Here is a 14,665-nt window from a genome sequence, read left to right on the forward strand (position 1 = left end):
TATGCGACGGGTGCTGCTGCTGCGCCACACGGCCGTCGCCGCGCATCACCGCGGCATCTGCTACGGCCAGCGGGACGTGGGCTTGGGCGCCGAGGGCTTCCGCGCGGCGCGGGAGCTCGCCAGGGCCGTTCCGGCCGAATCCTTCCAGATCATCATGGCCTCCCCTCTTCGGAGGGCGCGCTGGCTTGGCGGCCTGCTGGCGCGTGGTGGGAAGCGGGCGCTGGTGGTGGAGCCCTCCCTGGCGGAGCGGGATTTCGGCCGATGGGAGGGGATGGGCTGGGACGCCGTCTGGGCCGTGGAAGGGGATTCGATGAACGGTGTCCTGGACGCACCGGACCGCTACCGCCCCGGCGGCGGCGAAACGACGGCGGAGTTGGGTCGCCGGGCATTGGCCTGGTTCGAGGCCCTGCCGGCTGACGGATCGGTGCTGGCCGTGGCGCATGGCGGCCCGATCGGGGCGCTGGCCGGGATGCTGCGGGGGGAGGCGCCGCGCGGCTGGCTGGCCCATGTGCCGCGCGAGGGGGAGGGGCTGCTGATCGAGCATCCGGCGGGCGCTGCGCCTGTCATCTCCCCATGGTCTGCTCGGCGCTGAGAGCGGGCAGGGCCTCCGGGGAGGCCCGGCCAACCACCTCCCCCAGGATCAGCAGCGCCGGTCCGCCGGCATGCCAGGCCGGCACGTCGTTGACGACACTCTCAAGCGTGCCGCGCAGCACGCGCTGGTTTGGGGTGCCGCCGGCCTCGATGAGGGCGGCGGGGGTGGCGGGATCGAAGCCCTTGGCGGCGAGGCCGTTGCGCAGGGCGGGCAGGGTGGAGACGCCCATGTAGATGGCGAGCGTCTGGCCCGGGCGGGCGAGGGCGGTGAAGTCGAGGTCCAGCCGCCCCTCCCGCGTGTGGCCGGTGGCGAAGGTCACGGCGCGGGCATGGTCGCGATGGGTGAGCGGGATACCGGTGGCGGCCGCGCAGGCGAGGGCGGCCGTGACGCCCGGCACCACCTCGCAGGCGATGCCGGCGGCCTGGCAGGCTTCCATCTCCTCGCCGCCCCGGCCGAAGATGAAGGGGTCGCCCCCCTTGAGGCGGACCACGCGCCTGCCCTGCCGGGCGAGGCGAATGAGGAGGGCGTTGATCTCCTCCTGCGGCAGGCAGTGATGCGCGCGGCGCTTGCCGACATAGATGCGCTCGGCGTCGCGCCGGGCGAGGTCGAGCACGCCATCCCCGACCAGCCGGTCATGCACGATGACATCGGCCTCGCCGAGCAGGCGGAGGGCCCGCAGCGTCAGCAGGTCGGCAGCACCCGGGCCGGCGCCGACAAGATGGACGATGCCGGTCGGGGCGGTGTCCGCCTGCCCGAGGGCATGGGCGAAGGCGGCTTCGGCCTCGGCCGCCCGCCCGGCAAGCGCCAGATCGGCGGCAGGGCCGGTGAGGGCGGCATCGAGGAAGCGGCGGCGGGCGGAGAGATCGGGCAGGGCATGGCGGAGGGCCGCCTTGAATCGCTCGGCCAGGTAGGCAAGCCGGCCAAGCGCCGGGGGCAGGATGCTCTCGATCCGGGCACGGAGGAGGCGGGCCAGCACCGGGGCGGCGCCGCCGGTGGCGATGGCGATGGTGACTGGGTCACGATCCACGATCGCCGGCGTGATGAAGGAAGAGAGCGCCGGGCGATCGACGATGTTCACCGGGATGCCGCGTGCTTGGCAGAGGCGCGAGAGGGCCTGGAGATCCTCCTCCGGCGCCCCGGCACCGATGGCGATGGCGCAGCCTTCGGGGAGCACGCCATCAAAGTGGGGAGCGCGGTGCAGCACGGCCCCGGCGCGAGCCAGCAGCCCTGCCTTCATCTCCGCCGCCTCGCCCCCGCCCAGCACAAGGGCAACGCGGCCGGTCAGATCGAGAAAGGCAGGGAAGTGACGCATCAGGCGGAGTGATAGGCGCCCCGCCGGATGAAGCGAAGCCTCAAACCAGGCTGCGCGTGGCGCGGAATGCTTTGCCGGCACCGCCGCCCCGGGGTGCAGCCCGCGCTGCCGGAAAGGCAGGATGGCCTGAGCCGTGTTTCGCTCGCGCTGACGGGAACACGGCCCCGGGAAGCGCAGCCGCGGGAATGGCGCGAAGCTCGGCACCGGCGGCATGTGCCCCGTCCGGTGTCCGTTCTTGCCTCACGCCGCGCTCGGACCATAAGGTGGGGCGCCACTTCGCGCGGGAGTTGTACGTGCCGCTGAACGATCGTGTGCCGGAGGCCGAGGACGAGCCGGAAGGCATTGGCATGCGCCTGCTTGTGCTGGAGATGACGGTCGCGGCAATCGCGGCGCGGCTGCCGCAGGCGGATTTCGAGGAAGTCGTATCGATGCTCGTCTTCGTGGCGAACAGTTCGCAGGCGGCACGCGACCTCGAGGGACTCGACATGGATGCGCCGCGCCTGGCCGATGCCGGCCGCTACGCCACGGATATGCTGGACCGCATCGCGCAGTCACGGCGGTCGGAACGGTCCTCCGGCCAGCACTGAGCCGCGGGACTCAGCCCGGGCGCCGGAGGGGGAGCGTGCCAAACGGCGAGGCGGAATTGCGAACGAGGCCTGGACGGATGCGCTTCGCAGTACTGGCGGCTTCCCTTTGGCTCATCATGGCAGATAGCAGCAGCGCCGCAGCACAGGAACGCTCGGTGCCTTCCGCCACCGGGTTGCAGTGCCATAAGGAGGTCGAGCGCCGCCACCTTCCGGGCTCGCTGTCACGCGCCCGCGGCGAGCGGCAGAAGTTGATCGAGGCTTGCATTGCGAATGGCGGCCGGCTGCCCTGACCCGGCCGTATCGCGCGTTGCGCAGCCCGAAACTGTTCTCCGCTGCGAGCAAACCAAAGCGGGCGGGCTAACCTCGCGCCAAGGCCCGCATTGGCAGTTCCAGTGCGGAAGCCCTGTCGCCGCCGCGCAGCAGCGTCAGGCGTGGTGGCCGGCCATGCGGCACCTGGGCGCAATGGTCGGCATCGGCGCCTGCAATCGAAAGCCGGATGCGGCTGCCGGTCCTGAAGACCCAGGAGGTGGGCAGGAGCGGGATGCGAATGCGCTCCGCCTGTCCCGGGACCAGCGGTGCGGCATCGGGCCGGTGGAAGGAGCGGAAGGGCCAGGTGGTGCGGTAGCGCTCCGGCGCCGGGCTTTCCTTCCGGTGCAGCGCGCGCAGCAGGCCTTCGGTGACGTAGCGGATGCTGCCATCCGCCTCGACCTCGGAGAGGTAAAGGAAGAGGCCGGCATCGGGCTCGCTGGATTCGATCCAGAGATCGGCAATGCCGTGGCCGGTCATCTCCATGTCCCGTTCGACAGGCGCGGAGGTGTAGGAGAGCAGCCCCGCCTGCCGCTCCGCCCAATCGGCGTAATAGCTGGTGCTGTTGATCCCGGCGATGCGCTCGTAGCGCGTGCCATGGCCGGAACCGCCGGCGAAGTCGGCACGGGTTTCGTCCCGCCCGGCTTCGGCAGGGGTATCGGCCAGCGCCTGTTCTGCTGACAGGCCGAGGCGGCGGGCTGCGGCAACCGGGGGCCAGGAGGCGGCCGACTGCCAGGTCTCCGCATGGAGGCTGAAGTAATGAACCGGGGCCTCGGCCGGCAGGCCGGTCTCGCGGCCCATCAGATAATGGTCGAAGAAGCGCAGCAGCTCTCCCAGCAGGTCGAAATCCGGCGTCACGTCGCGCCGCCAGGGGGAGACGTTGCAGCGCGCCCCGTGGTCCCAGGGGCCGAGCAGCAGATGGACCGGGTTGTCCTTCAGCGTCAGGAAGCGGGAGATCGCGCCATTGGCGTAGCCCGCGCCATCCATCCAGCCGGAGACGGCCAGCACGGCGACATCCGGGCGAATGCCCGCGCTCACGGAATAGGGGCTGAAGGAGGCCGAGCTGAAGGAGGGATCATAGGGCAGCGGATCTTCGCGGAAGCGGAACTCGCCCATGAAATCCGGCTGCCGGAAGTTGCCGAGATGCTCGTGGATCGCCTCTGCCAACAGCGCGCCGTCCGGGTCTTCGTCCACCGGATGCGGTCCGGCGAGGTCTGGATTGGCGTAGTAGACATAGTTGCGCAGCAGGTCGCGCCGGTCATGGTCCATCGCGACCATGAGCTCGTCATAGGAGCGCGCCAGCTCCTTCAGCAGGATGCCGCCCGGATAGTAGTTATCCGTGTAGGTGTCCCAGACCGCGAAGAGCGGGGCGATGGCCTTCACCGCCGGATGGCCGGTGCTGGCCAGGAAGTCGGAGGCCGCGCCGGGATAGGAGATGCCCGTCGCGCCGATCCGCCCGTCGGACCAGGGCTGCGCCACCATCCAATCGGCGATCTCTCGGCTGTCCTCGCGCTCCTTCGGGGAGCGGAAGCTGTCGCGCGTGCCGAAACTGGCACCGGTGCCGCGCACGTCGACGACGATCACGGCATAGCCGCGGGGAACGAGGAAGCGGACGAACTTGCCCGCATTGGGGATCGCATCGCCCGTACCGCCCTCCCGCAGCCGGAAGCGGCGGTAATAGGGGGTGAGGATGAGGATGGCCGGCACCGGGCTGGTGGTGCCCTCCGGCAGCCAGGTATCGATGGCGATGCGGCAGCCGTCCCGCATCGGCAGGTAGCGCGAGAGCGGCGCCGCCGGCAGGGCGAAGGGCGCCTCGCGCCCGGCCGAATAGGCGCTGGGCGGAACCGCCCAGGCCGTGCTTCCCGAATCGCCGTCCGACATCGCGATCATTCTCCCGGGTACGGGGCGCCATGCCCTGCCTGATTGCGATGCCGCCCGGCGGCCGCCCCGTCAATCCGCGCGCAGATTGGCCTCGCGGATCACCCGGGCCCAGCGCTCCGTCTCCGTGGCCATGAGCCTGATCAGGGCTGCGGGCGCTAGGTCTGGGGCAAGCTGCATGCCCTGGCTCTCCAGGAACTTCCGCATCTCGGCTTGGGCAAGGGAGGCGGTGAAGGCGGTGCGCAGTCGCTCCCGCATCGGCTCCGGTGTCCCGGTGGCGACCACAAGGCCGAAGAAGACCGAGGCGTCGTAGCCGGGCAGCCCCTGTTCGGCGACGGTGGGAAGGTCCGGCAGGACGACGGAGCGTTCCGCCGTGGTGATGCCGAGGGCGCGCAGGCGGCCGCCTTGGACATGCGGCAGGGCGGTGAGGACATCGGTGAAGACCATGGCGATATGGCCGGCCAGCAGGTCATTCAGCGCGGGGCCGGTGCCGCGATAGGGAATGTGCTCGATCTGCGTGCCGGCCATGGTGTTGAACAGCGCGCCCGCGAGATGCGAGGAGGCGCCGTTGCCCGAGGAGCCGAAGGAGAGGCGCTGCTTCTTCGAGAGGGCGATCAGCTCCTGCACGTTGCGCGCGGGCACTTCGGCATTCACTGCCAGCACGTTGGGAATGCGGCCCAGCGGCGCGATCGGCGCGAAATCCCTCATCGGGTCATAAGGCTGGCCGGGATAGAGCATCTTGTTGATGGCGAGCGGCCCCGAGGTCCCGAAGAGGATGGTGTGGCCATCCGGTGCGCTGCGGGCGACGAATTCGGCGCCGATATTGCCGCCGGCACCTGCGCGGTTCTCCACCACCACGGTCTGCCCAAGGCTATCGCCCAGGCTCACGGCAAGGCGGCGGGCGATCAGGTCGGTCGGCCCGCCCGGGGAGAAGGGAACCACCAGCAGCACCGGCCGTCCGCCGGGCTGGGCAAGGGCCGGGCGCGTGAGCGCGGCGACGGCAGCGCCGAGAAGGATGCGGCGGCCGAGCGTGAGTTCATTCATGCGGTTTCTCCCTGATTCGCGCCGGGATCGTTCAGCATGTCCCGGAGCGTTGCGGCGTCGTCCGACACCGGATCGAGTGGATCGCGCGGCAGCACGCGGTGGCGCAGCGTCAGTCGCGCGAGTTCCAGCCGCTCGGGCAGGGCGAGGCGCGCGGCCTCCCAGGCCAGGGCCGCGGCGGAGGTGACGTGGTAGAGGGCCGAGGCCGCCTGTCGGGCCAGCGCCGGGTCCGCCTGAGCGGCTTCGGCGAGGGCGATGGCGCGGTCCAGCGCCGGCGCGGCCTCCGGCAGCGTCTCGCTGTTGCCGAGTAGCCTGCGCACATGGTCTCGCAGGATCGGCAGCGAACCCTCGCGCGTCGCGGCGCGCAGCACGTCGAGGGCGACGATGTTGCTGGTGCCCTCCCAGATGCTGCCGAGATGGGAATCGCGCAGCAGCCGCGCATCCGACCATTCCTCGATGTAGCCGCAGCCGCCGCGCACCTCCATGGCATCGCCGGTCACCTTGCGAGCGTCGCGGCAGGCGCGGAACTTGATGAGCGGCGTGAGGATGCGCAGCAGCGGATATGCGCCTTCCTCTCCGGCGTCCGAGCGGCGCAGCGCCTCGGCCGTCTGGAAAACCATGCTGCGCGCCTGCTCGGTGGGCACCAGCATCTTCGCGAGCTGGCGGCGCATCAGCGGCATGTCGATCAGCCGCTTGCCGAAGGCGGTGCGGCGATGGGCGATGAACAGCGCCTCGGTGGTCGCGCGGCGCATCATGCCGGCGGCGCGCACGCCATTCGAGAGACGGGAGTTGTTCACCATGTCCGCCATCTGGCGGAAGCCGGCCTCGGGCTCGCCCACCAGCCAAGCGATGGCGCCATTCATCGTCACCTCGCCGCTCGCCATGGAGCGGGTGCCGAGCTTGTCTTTCAGCCGGACGATGCGGTGGTGGTTAGGCGTGCCATCCGGCAGGGTCCGCGGCAGGAGGAAGAGCGAGACGCCCTTCAGCCCTGGTGCGCCGTCTTCCCGGCGGGCGAGGACCATGGCCAGCTCGGCATCCGGGTTGGAGCAGAACCATTTGTCGCCCGAAAGCGCCCAGGTCCCGTCCTCGCGCGGCGCGGCGGAGACGACGGTCGCCGCAATATCAGAGCCGGCGCCCTGCTCGGTCATGAACATCGCGCCCTGGTGCAGCGCATCGAGGTCCTGGCTGGTCAGGGCGGGGAGGTAGCGCGCGACGAGCTCCGGATCGCCGAACTTTCGAAGCGTGCGCGCCAGGCTGTCCGTCATGCTGACAGGGCAGCAGAGGCCGAATTCCGCCTGCACGAAAAGATAGGTCAGCAGGTATTTCGCGGCCGGCGGCATGGGCTTGTCCCAGCCCAGCACGCCGCCGCGATGCGACAGGGCGGCGAGGCCGAACTCGCCGAAGGCCAGCCGCTCCATCTCGCGATAGGCGGGGTGGTACTCGATGCTTTGCACATCCTCGCCGCGGCGGTTGCGGTGGTGCAGTTCGGGCGGGTGATGGTCGGCCGAGGTGGCCAGCGCGTCGAGCGTGCCGCCGGCCAGGGCGCCGAGGCGATCGAGATGCGGGGCCAGATGCCCGGCGAGGTCGGGCGGCAGGTAAAGCGTGGCGAGCCGTGCCAGCACTGGGTCGGCGCGGAACAGGTTCAGGCCGTGGCTGTCCGGAATCGCGGCGGCACCAGCCGGCGGGCCGGGGGGGCGGACATGCATGGGCGCGCTTCCTCGTTTCCTGGGCCGTCGAGGCCTGGCTGGCATGGGGAAGCTGATCGGGCGCGGCTCGGCTGCCAATCGATTTGTTCGGCGGCGGTATTGAGCTAAACTCAACGCCGATGACCTACCGACGCCTGGCCTCCCTGGTCGGCCTCCGCAGCTTCGAGGCGGCGGCGCGGCACCGCAGCGTGACCCGTGCGGCGGGTGAGCTGGCGGTGACGCCGGGCGCTGTCAGCCGTGCGGTGCGGGCGCTCGAGGAGGAGCTGGGGGTGGCGCTGTTCACCCGCAGCCCCACCGGCTTGGCGCTGACGCCGGCGGGGGAGTCGCTGTTCGCCGCCACGCGGGATGGATTGGACCGGATCGCAGCGGGCATTGTCGCCATGCGGCACGCCGCGCCGATGCGGCGGCTGCGGGTGGGCGCCTACACGCTCTTCGCCAGTCGCTGGCTCATCCCGCGCTGGAACCGGCTGCGGGAGCAACATCCGGAGTTGGAGATCGAGCTGCAGACGAGCGCGGATCCGCTGGAGCTGGTGCCGGGCGCCTTCGATGCCGTGGTCGCGGTGGCCGATTCACGGCCACGCCCCGGTCTGAGTATGCTGCCGCTCGTGCCCATCGAGATGATTCCGGTCTGCGCCCCGCGCTTGATCGGGCCAGGCGGCTTTGCATGGCACGGGCAGCCGCTGCTGCATTCGCGGCAACGGCCGGATGACTGGGCCCGTTGGCTCACCGCCGCCGGGATCAGCGGCGTGGATGCATCAACCGGGCCGCGTTTCGAAAGCATCGCGCTGGCGCTGGATGCGGCGGCGGAGGGGCTGGGCGTGGCGCTGGCCATCCGGGCGCTGGTCGGACAGGACCTGGCGGTGGGGCGGGTGGTGGCGCCGCATCCCTTCATCCGCGTGACGACGCGATGCTTCACCCTGCTGCATGACGCGGAACGGGAAGGCGACCCGGCGCTGGCCGCCCTCCGTGGCTGGCTCGCGGCCGAAGCCGCGGGCTTCAGCCCTTCCGCGGAAGCTGCCGCTCCACCAGGGTCGCCCACCAGGACGCGCCGAGCGACAGCACGTTGTCGTTGAAGTCATAGCGCGGGTGGTGGACCTGCGGGTCCTGCGCCGTGCGGCCGGCGCCCAGCATGAGATAGGCGCCGTCCTTGGCGTTCAGCATGAAGGAAAAGTCTTCGCCGCCCATGGTGGGCTTGGGCAGCAGCTCCACCTTCGCATCGCCCGCAACCGCACGGGCAGCCTCGGCGGCGAGGCCGGTGCTGGTCTCCTCATTGATGGTGGCGGGGTACATGCGGTCGAACTGGACCTCGGCCTTCGCACCGAAAGCGGCGGCGATGCCGGTGGCGAGGGAGCGGACCTTGCTCTCCAGGATGTCGCCGACCTCCGGCAGGTACCAGCGGGCGGTGCCCCGCAGGTTCACCACCTCGGGGATCACGTTGAATGCCAGGCCGCCCTCGATCTGGCCGATGGTGACGACCGCGCCCTCCACCGGCTCCACGTTCCGCGCCACGATGGACTGCAGCGCGGTGACGATCTGCGCGGCGATGACGATCGGATCGTTGCCCTGATGCGGCATGGCGCCATGCGCGCCCTTGCCAGTGACCGTGATGCGGATATCCGCGACCGCCGCCATGACCGGGCCGACGCGCCACAGGAAGGTGCCCTCCGGCGCGCCCGGCCAGTTGTGCAGGCCGAACACGCGGTCCATCGGGAAGCGCTCGAACAGCCCTTCCTTCACCATCACCTCGCCGCCGCCCCCCATCTCCTCGGCGGGCTGGAAGATCATGTAGGCGGTGCCGGAGAAGTTCCGCGTCTCGGACAGGTAGCGCGCGGCGCCAAGCAGCATGGTGGTGTGGCCGTCATGGCCGCAGGCATGCATCACGCCCGGGGTGAGGGAGGCATGGGGGACGCCGGATTCCTCATGGATCGGCAGCGCGTCCATATCGGCGCGCAACCCGATCGCGCCGCCCTCGCCGCGCCCCTTGATGACGCCGACCACGCCGGTGGTCGCAATGCCGGTGATCACCTCGTCACAGCCGAATTCACGCAGCTTCTCGGCGACGATGCGGCTGGTGCGGACCTCCTGGAAGTTCAGCTCTGGGTGCTGATGGAAGTCTCGACGCCACGCAGTCATGTCGTCGTGGAACTCGGCGATGCGGTTGATGATGGGCATGGATACCTCAATGCGCGAAGGGGCAGATGGTGATCGTGGAGGGGCTGGGTGTGAAGCCCCTCAGGGCGCATTGCCTCAGGGTGCCTTGAAGGTCAGGGCGAGCCCTTCGTCCAGCCCGATCGGCTCCACCCCGAGCAGGGTGCGCATCGGCTCGATGTCGAAGGCCTTGTCCTCCGTCAGGCGCCGAAGCTCGGCCGCGCGGATGCGGGGAAGCCGGGGAACCAGGCGCAAGAGCGGCGCGGCGGCGATCAGCGGCGCCAGCGGCAAGGGCACCACCCGAGGCGGGGCGAAGCCGGCGGCGCGGCAGACGGCGCGGAGGAAATCCACGTAGCGCACCGGCTCCGGCCCGGCGACCACCACCGCCCGCGGGCCGTCCCAGTCGCGCCGCAGGGCGGAGATCAGGGAGCGGGCGACGTCGGACTGGTGGATCGGCTGCACCAGGGAGCGCCCGCCACCGGGGAGGGGGGCGAAGGGCAGGCGGCGGAGCAGGGCGGCGAGGCGCTGGACGTTGTCCTCACCCTGGGCGCCATAGATCATGGTGGGGTGGAGGATGACGCCGGGCCGGCCGCTTTCGAGCAGCGCCGCTTCGCCGCGGCGGACACCATCGCCATGGTCGTCGCGCCATTGGGAGAAGCGGCGGGTGCTGCCCATGAGCACCAGCGGGACTCCCGGCGGGGCGGTGGCGAGGATGGCCGGGGCATGGCGGGCATGGGCGCAGGAGGCAACGCGCCCGGCACCTTCCAGCGCCACGCGCAGGGCCTCGGGGTCGCGCAGATCGGCGAGGCGCGGCTTGCCGGGCAGGCCGGTGGCGGCCCAACGACCGGCGTCCCGCACCACCGCTCGGAAGGGCATGCCCTCGGCAAGCAGCGCGCGGCAGAGGGACTGGCCGGAGCGGCCGGAGGCGCCGATCACGGCGACGGGCTGGTTCATCGGCAGGTTCCCCAGCCTCCTCGGTCCAGGTGGAAATGGTCGCGATGGGCGGCGTTGTAGTCTGGGCCGAGCACCGCGCCGAAGACCCGGCAGGCGGCGTCCCGCACCGCCCGCAGGAAGTCGCCGGGCGGGCCGGGGGAGTCCCAGTCCCGCGGCAGGGCGATGCTGCGGCCATCGGCCAGGGTGAAGCCCGCCAGGTCCAGCGCATCGGCGGTGGCATGCCGGCTTCGGCGCCCGCCGGCCCGGTGATAGAGATTCCGGCAGTTGTAGGAGCCAAGGTGGCGCACTCCCGTCACTCGCTGGCCGAATTCCTCCTGCGCGGCCGGCTGCAGGCCATGGCGCTCGAAGATCACCCAGGCGGCCGCCAAAGGACAGTTCACCACGGGTGGGCTAGGGGAGACGCGCAAATCACTCGGGAGGCGGACCGGCTCGGCGATGCCGCAGCCATCCCGCAGCGGCTGGGGCGGGAGGGGTTGGAGGGGAATGCCCGAGAGGGCGAAGGAGGCGGCGCAAAGCCCCGGCTCCCGCGCCATGCGAGAGAGCTTGTAGCGGGTGAGCAACCCTGGTGGCTCCCGCAGGTCCAGCGGGGCCGTGGGATCCCAGGCGGGGGGAAGCACGACCGCGCGGGGCAGCAGGACAAGGAGAAGGGCGAGGACCGGAAGGAGGAAAAGGAGAAGGGCCAGGCGGCGCATGAGGGAAGCAGATAGGGGCGGCTCAGCGGAGAGTACATCTGGAATGCGGACCCATGGCTGGGTCGAAGCGGCAGGCCGGACGAGGCTCGCGGCGGCTGTTTCTGTCCCCCGGTCGGACGAGCCGCTTCTTGGGGTGAGTGGTTCGTGCGCGGAGAGCGATGTGACAAGAACGGACCGAAGTAACGTTGCCGAAATGGTGCCGGTGGACTTATTGATGCGGCTCCGTCACGATTCGAGGAGTAAGCGTCGGCATGAGCGACGTGGCAGCGCCTTCCCAGCCAAGCGAGATCAGTAGCCTCCGCAACACCGCCATCATGGTCCACGGGATGATGGCGGCCGGCATGCTCTTCTTCGGTATTCCCACCCTGGTCGGCCTCGTGATCGCTTACATGAAGCGCAAGGATGCCGCCGGATCAATCTACGGATCCCACCTGACCTATGCGATCCGCACCTTCTGGATCGGGCTGGCGCTGAGCTTCGTGGGGAGCCTGTTGCTCTTCCTGTTCGTCGGGCTTCCGATCCTGATCTTCACCGGTGTGTGGTTCATCGTCCGGATCGTCCGGGCCATCCTGGCCTGGCTCGACAACAAGGCAATCGACAATCCGGCACGCTTCTTCTGAGGCATCGGATCGGAAGCCGGGCGGCCAGCGATCGGCCGCCTGGTGCCCCGGCCCATGGACCAATGCACGCTGGCAGTTCCTGTGGGCGGATACCTTGCATGAAGCCCGATCTTTCGGGCCTTCCCGAGGTGTGGTAAAGCAATACCACACATCTTTTCCTTGACCTTGGCGTATCCTGCGGGCATATGCCGCACCGCAATACCGAATGAACTGACGGATCATGCTGAAAACAGAGACCCGCTCGATCAAGCCTGCGGACGTCCAGAAGAACTGGATCCTGATCGACGCCGACGGCCTCGTCCTGGGCCGCCTGGCCACGGTCGTCGCCAACCTGCTGCGCGGCAAGCACAAGACCACCTTCACCCCGCATGTCGATTGCGGCGACCATGTCGTCATCATCAACGCTAAGCGGGTGCAGCTGACCGGCAACAAGGCCGAGCAGAAGGTGTTCTATTGGCACACCGGCTATGCTGGCGGCATCAAGGAGCGCACCGCGCGTGAGGGCCTCGAGGGCCGCTTCCCCGAGCGCGTCCTCGAGAAGGCCGTGGAGCGCATGATCACGCGCAACAACCTCGGCCGCCAGCAGATGCGCAACCTGCATGTCTATGCCGGCGCCGAGCACCCGCATGCTGGCCAGTCGCCCAAGCCGCTCGATGTCGGCTCGATGAACCGCAAGAACGTCGCCGCCGCGAAGAAGGCCGCCTGAACATGAGCGAGCAGACCACCGCCACCTCGCTGGCCGACCTCAAGGATCTCGTCGCCGGCACTCCCGCCAGCCCCGAGGCCGCTGTCACCCGTGAGCCGAAGCGCGACTCCCTGGGCCGCGCCTATGCCACCGGCCGCCGCAAGAACGCGATCGCCCGCGTTTGGATCAAGCCTGGCAAGGGCACGGTGACGATCAATGACAAGCCGGCGGCGAAGTATTTCGCCCGCCCGGTGCTGCGCATGCTGATCGCGCAGCCCTTTCTGGTGGCCGACCGCTACCAGCAGTTCGACGTGATCTGCACGGTTGTCGGCGGCGGTCTTTCCGGCCAGGCCGGCGCGGTGCGCCACGGCCTGTCCCGCGCCCTGACCAACTATGAGCCGGGCCTGCGCCCGATCCTCAAGAAGGCCGGGTTCCTGACCCGCGACCCGCGCGTGGTCGAGCGGAAGAAGTACGGCAAGCCGAAGGCCCGACGTTCCTTCCAGTTCAGCAAGCGCTGACGCTGGCGGGCCGGCGTCACGCCGGTCCTGCATCCAGGATCGAGATCAGGAGGGGCGGCCCGCAAGGGCCGCCCCTCTTGCGTTTCAGCAACTTCGTGCCCCTATTTGTACCCCTGAGGAGAGCCAGATGGCCCACGGCAGCAAGTCCGGCAGCATTCCAAGCGTCTTCATTGATGGCGAGGCCGGCACGACCGGCCTGCAGATCATTGAGCGCCTGCAGGGCCGAGCCGACATCACCCTGCGCTCCCTGCCCGCCGAACGCCGGAAGGACCCCGCCGCCAAGCGCGACATCTTTGCCGAGGTGGATGCGGTGGTGCTCTGCCTGCCCGATGACGCCGCCAAGGAGGCCACGGCCCTGGCCGCCAGCCTCGGAGCACAGGCCCCGAAGCTGCTGGATGCCTCCACCGCGCACCGGGTGGATCCGGATTGGGCCTATGGCTTCGCCGAACTGGCGCCGGGCCAGGCCGCGGCCATCGCGGCGAACCCCCGCGTTTCCAATCCCGGCTGCTATCCCACCGGCGGAATCGCCCTGCTGCGGCCGCTGGTCGAGGCCGGGATCCTGCCGAAGGACTATCCGGTCACGGTCAATGCCGTGTCGGGCTTTTCCGGCGGCGGCAAGTCCATGATCGCGGCCTTCGAAGGGGAGGGGGCTCCGGCCTTCGAGCTCTACGGCCTTTCCCTGGAGCACAAGCACCTGCCGGAGCTGCAGCTCTATTCCGGCCTTTCCCGGCGGCCGATCTTCGTGCCCAGCGTGGGTGACTTCCGGCAGGGGATGCTCGTCTCCATTCCGCTTCATCTCGACATGCTGACGGGCAACCCGGATCCGGCAGAGCTGCAGGCGGCGCTGGAGGCGCATTACCGCGGCGCCGAATGGGTCCGCGTGATGCCGCCGGAGGCGAATGGCAAGCTGGAGCCCGAGGCGCTGAACAACACCAATGCGCTGGAACTGCGCGTCTTCGGTAATGCGAAGCGGCGGCAGGCGGTGCTGGTGGCGCGACTGGACAACCTGGGCAAGGGTGCCTCGGGCGCGGCCGTACAGAACCTGGAGCTGATGCTGGGGCTCCGCGCCGCCAGCCGGATGGAGCAAGCAGCGTGAGTGGTCCCCTCTACCCTTTCAAAGGCCAGTGGCCGAAGTTGCATGAGAGCGCCTTTGTGGCGCCCTCTGCCTCCGTGATCGGCGATGTCACGCTCGAGGAGGATGCGAGCGTCTGGTACGGCTGCGTGCTTCGCGGGGACACGAACTTCATCCGCATCGGCGCCCGCACCAACGTGCAGGACGGCACGATCGTGCATGTGAATGCCGGCACCATGCCGGCGGTGATCGGCGCCGATGTCACCATCGGCCATGCCTGCATCATTCATGCCTGCACGCTGAAGGACCGCGCCTTCGTCGGCATGGGCGCGACGGTCCTGGACAAGGCGGTGATCGAGGAGGGGGGGATGCTCGGTGCCGGAGGGCTCCTGGCGCCCGGCAAGCGCATCGGGCCGAATGAGCTTTGGCTCGGGTCGCCCGCGCGCCTCGTGCGCGTGATGTCGGCGGAGGAGCGCGCCGATTGGGACAAAACGGCGGCTCACTATGTAGCGCTGGCGAAGGAGCATCGCGCCAGCCTCTGAGGACACCCCCCT

Annotated in this window: 16 protein-coding genes; 9 read left to right on the top strand and 7 right to left on the bottom strand. The window is 69.9% G+C overall.

Going from position 1 to position 14,665, the window contains the following annotated elements; translation table 11 throughout:
• Nucleotide 1: 1 nt before the first annotated feature.
• Nucleotides 2-592, top strand: coding sequence for a histidine phosphatase family protein (locus GSE44_RS03045; RefSeq protein ID WP_159347184.1), 591 nt, complete (start codon nucleotides 2-4; stop codon nucleotides 590-592).
• On the opposite strand, the gene cysG is transcribed toward GSE44_RS03045, so the two are convergent.
• Nucleotides 564-1,904: a siroheme synthase CysG gene (gene cysG / locus GSE44_RS03050; RefSeq protein WP_159347185.1), complete on the bottom strand. Its 1,341-nt coding sequence runs from the start codon at nucleotides 1,902-1,904 to the stop codon at nucleotides 564-566. The genes GSE44_RS03045 and cysG overlap by 29 nt on opposite strands.
• Nucleotides 1,905-2,167: 263 nt before the next feature.
• On the opposite strand from cysG, the gene GSE44_RS03055 reads away from it, so the two are divergent.
• Nucleotides 2,168-2,491: a hypothetical protein gene (locus tag GSE44_RS03055; RefSeq protein ID WP_159347187.1), complete on the top strand. Its 324-nt coding sequence runs from the start codon at nucleotides 2,168-2,170 to the stop codon at nucleotides 2,489-2,491.
• Between the two features lie 155 nt (nucleotides 2,492-2,646).
• The gene (locus GSE44_RS26135; RefSeq protein ID WP_268893617.1) at nucleotides 2,647-2,781 is read left to right on the top strand and encodes a hypothetical protein; all 135 of its coding nucleotides are present in this window, start codon (nucleotides 2,647-2,649) and stop codon (nucleotides 2,779-2,781) included.
• 67 nt (nucleotides 2,782-2,848) lie between these two features.
• Here GSE44_RS26135 and GSE44_RS03060 read toward each other — a convergent pair whose 3' ends face one another.
• The 3 genes from GSE44_RS03060 to GSE44_RS03070 form a co-directional block, all read right to left on the bottom strand.
• Complete coding sequence (locus tag GSE44_RS03060; RefSeq protein WP_159347189.1) at nucleotides 2,849-4,678, bottom strand: CocE/NonD family hydrolase; 1,830 nt, start codon at nucleotides 4,676-4,678, stop codon at nucleotides 2,849-2,851.
• Nucleotides 4,679-4,747: 69 nt separating this feature from the next.
• Nucleotides 4,748-5,719 (bottom strand): Bug family tripartite tricarboxylate transporter substrate binding protein, encoded by a 972-nt coding sequence (locus tag GSE44_RS03065; RefSeq protein WP_159347191.1) that lies wholly within the window; start codon nucleotides 5,717-5,719, stop codon nucleotides 4,748-4,750.
• Nucleotides 5,716-7,422, bottom strand: a complete 1,707-nt coding sequence (locus GSE44_RS03070) for an acyl-CoA dehydrogenase family protein (protein ID WP_159347193.1) — start codon at nucleotides 7,420-7,422, stop codon at nucleotides 5,716-5,718. Before GSE44_RS03070 ends, GSE44_RS03065 begins: the two co-directional genes overlap by 4 nt.
• A gap of 119 nt (nucleotides 7,423-7,541) precedes the next feature.
• Between GSE44_RS03070 and GSE44_RS03075 the strand changes: the two genes are divergently transcribed.
• Complete coding sequence (locus GSE44_RS03075; protein ID WP_159347195.1) at nucleotides 7,542-8,495, top strand: LysR substrate-binding domain-containing protein; 954 nt, start codon at nucleotides 7,542-7,544, stop codon at nucleotides 8,493-8,495.
• Here the strand turns inward: GSE44_RS03075 and GSE44_RS03080 are convergent.
• The 3 genes from GSE44_RS03080 to GSE44_RS03090 form a co-directional block, all read right to left on the bottom strand.
• Nucleotides 8,419-9,594 carry a M20 aminoacylase family protein gene (locus tag GSE44_RS03080; RefSeq protein ID WP_159347197.1) on the bottom strand — a complete coding sequence of 392 codons (1,176 nt, stop codon included), beginning with the start codon at nucleotides 9,592-9,594 and terminating at the stop codon, nucleotides 8,419-8,421. The genes GSE44_RS03075 and GSE44_RS03080 overlap by 77 nt on opposite strands.
• Nucleotides 9,595-9,669: 75 nt before the next feature.
• A complete protein-coding gene (locus tag GSE44_RS03085) occupies nucleotides 9,670-10,524 on the bottom strand; it encodes an NAD(P)H-binding protein (protein WP_159347198.1) in 855 nt (284 codons plus the stop codon).
• Nucleotides 10,521-11,216 carry an extensin-like domain-containing protein gene (locus tag GSE44_RS03090; RefSeq protein WP_159347200.1) on the bottom strand — a complete coding sequence of 232 codons (696 nt, stop codon included), beginning with the start codon at nucleotides 11,214-11,216 and terminating at the stop codon, nucleotides 10,521-10,523. The genes GSE44_RS03085 and GSE44_RS03090 overlap by 4 nt, the downstream gene beginning before the upstream one ends.
• Before the next feature lie 251 nt (nucleotides 11,217-11,467).
• On the opposite strand from GSE44_RS03090, the gene GSE44_RS03095 reads away from it, so the two are divergent.
• The 5 genes from GSE44_RS03095 (at nucleotide 11,468) to GSE44_RS03115 (ending at nucleotide 14,653) form a co-directional block, all read left to right on the top strand.
• Complete coding sequence (locus tag GSE44_RS03095) at nucleotides 11,468-11,836, top strand: DUF4870 family protein (protein WP_159347202.1); 369 nt, start codon at nucleotides 11,468-11,470, stop codon at nucleotides 11,834-11,836.
• A gap of 223 nt (nucleotides 11,837-12,059) precedes the next feature.
• Entirely contained in the window at nucleotides 12,060-12,542 is a 483-nt protein-coding gene (gene rplM / locus GSE44_RS03100; protein WP_235924531.1) for a 50S ribosomal protein L13, read from the top strand.
• A gap of 2 nt (nucleotides 12,543-12,544) precedes the next feature.
• Nucleotides 12,545-13,039, top strand: a complete 495-nt coding sequence (gene rpsI / locus GSE44_RS03105) for a 30S ribosomal protein S9 (protein WP_159347206.1) — start codon at nucleotides 12,545-12,547, stop codon at nucleotides 13,037-13,039.
• A gap of 127 nt (nucleotides 13,040-13,166) precedes the next feature.
• Entirely contained in the window at nucleotides 13,167-14,135 is a 969-nt protein-coding gene (argC, locus tag GSE44_RS03110) for an N-acetyl-gamma-glutamyl-phosphate reductase (RefSeq protein WP_159347208.1), read from the top strand.
• On the top strand, nucleotides 14,132-14,653 hold the full coding sequence (locus tag GSE44_RS03115) for a gamma carbonic anhydrase family protein (protein ID WP_159347210.1): 522 nt from the start codon (nucleotides 14,132-14,134) through the stop codon (nucleotides 14,651-14,653). The genes argC and GSE44_RS03115 overlap by 4 nt, the downstream gene beginning before the upstream one ends.
• The last annotated feature ends 12 nt before the right edge of the window (nucleotides 14,654-14,665 follow it).

Source organism: Muricoccus harenae (genome assembly GCF_009848505.1).
Taxonomy (GTDB): Bacteria; Pseudomonadota; Alphaproteobacteria; order Acetobacterales; family Acetobacteraceae; genus Roseomonas; species Roseomonas harenae.

What these genes read in the sequence shown, in the direction of transcription:
- GSE44_RS03070 (WP_159347193.1), bottom strand. Translation starts at nt 7,422, where the DNA reads ATGCATGTCCGCCCCCCCGGCCCGCCGGCTGGTGCCGCCGCGATTCCG.
- GSE44_RS03045 (WP_159347184.1), top strand. Translation starts at nt 2, where the DNA reads ATGCGACGGGTGCTGCTGCTGCGCCACACGGCCGTCGCCGCGCATCAC.
- rpsI (WP_159347206.1), top strand. Translation starts at nt 12,545, where the DNA reads ATGAGCGAGCAGACCACCGCCACCTCGCTGGCCGACCTCAAGGATCTC.
- GSE44_RS03090 (WP_159347200.1), bottom strand. Translation starts at nt 11,216, where the DNA reads ATGCGCCGCCTGGCCCTTCTCCTTTTCCTCCTTCCGGTCCTCGCCCTT.
- GSE44_RS03085 (WP_159347198.1), bottom strand. Translation starts at nt 10,524, where the DNA reads ATGAACCAGCCCGTCGCCGTGATCGGCGCCTCCGGCCGCTCCGGCCAG.
- argC (WP_159347208.1), top strand. Translation starts at nt 13,167, where the DNA reads ATGGCCCACGGCAGCAAGTCCGGCAGCATTCCAAGCGTCTTCATTGAT.
- GSE44_RS03080 (WP_159347197.1), bottom strand. Translation starts at nt 9,594, where the DNA reads ATGCCCATCATCAACCGCATCGCCGAGTTCCACGACGACATGACTGCG.
- GSE44_RS03065 (WP_159347191.1), bottom strand. Translation starts at nt 5,719, where the DNA reads ATGAATGAACTCACGCTCGGCCGCCGCATCCTTCTCGGCGCTGCCGTC.
- GSE44_RS03060 (WP_159347189.1), bottom strand. Translation starts at nt 4,678, where the DNA reads ATGTCGGACGGCGATTCGGGAAGCACGGCCTGGGCGGTTCCGCCCAGC.
- GSE44_RS03095 (WP_159347202.1), top strand. Translation starts at nt 11,468, where the DNA reads ATGAGCGACGTGGCAGCGCCTTCCCAGCCAAGCGAGATCAGTAGCCTC.
- GSE44_RS03075 (WP_159347195.1), top strand. Translation starts at nt 7,542, where the DNA reads ATGACCTACCGACGCCTGGCCTCCCTGGTCGGCCTCCGCAGCTTCGAG.
- cysG (WP_159347185.1), bottom strand. Translation starts at nt 1,904, where the DNA reads ATGCGTCACTTCCCTGCCTTTCTCGATCTGACCGGCCGCGTTGCCCTT.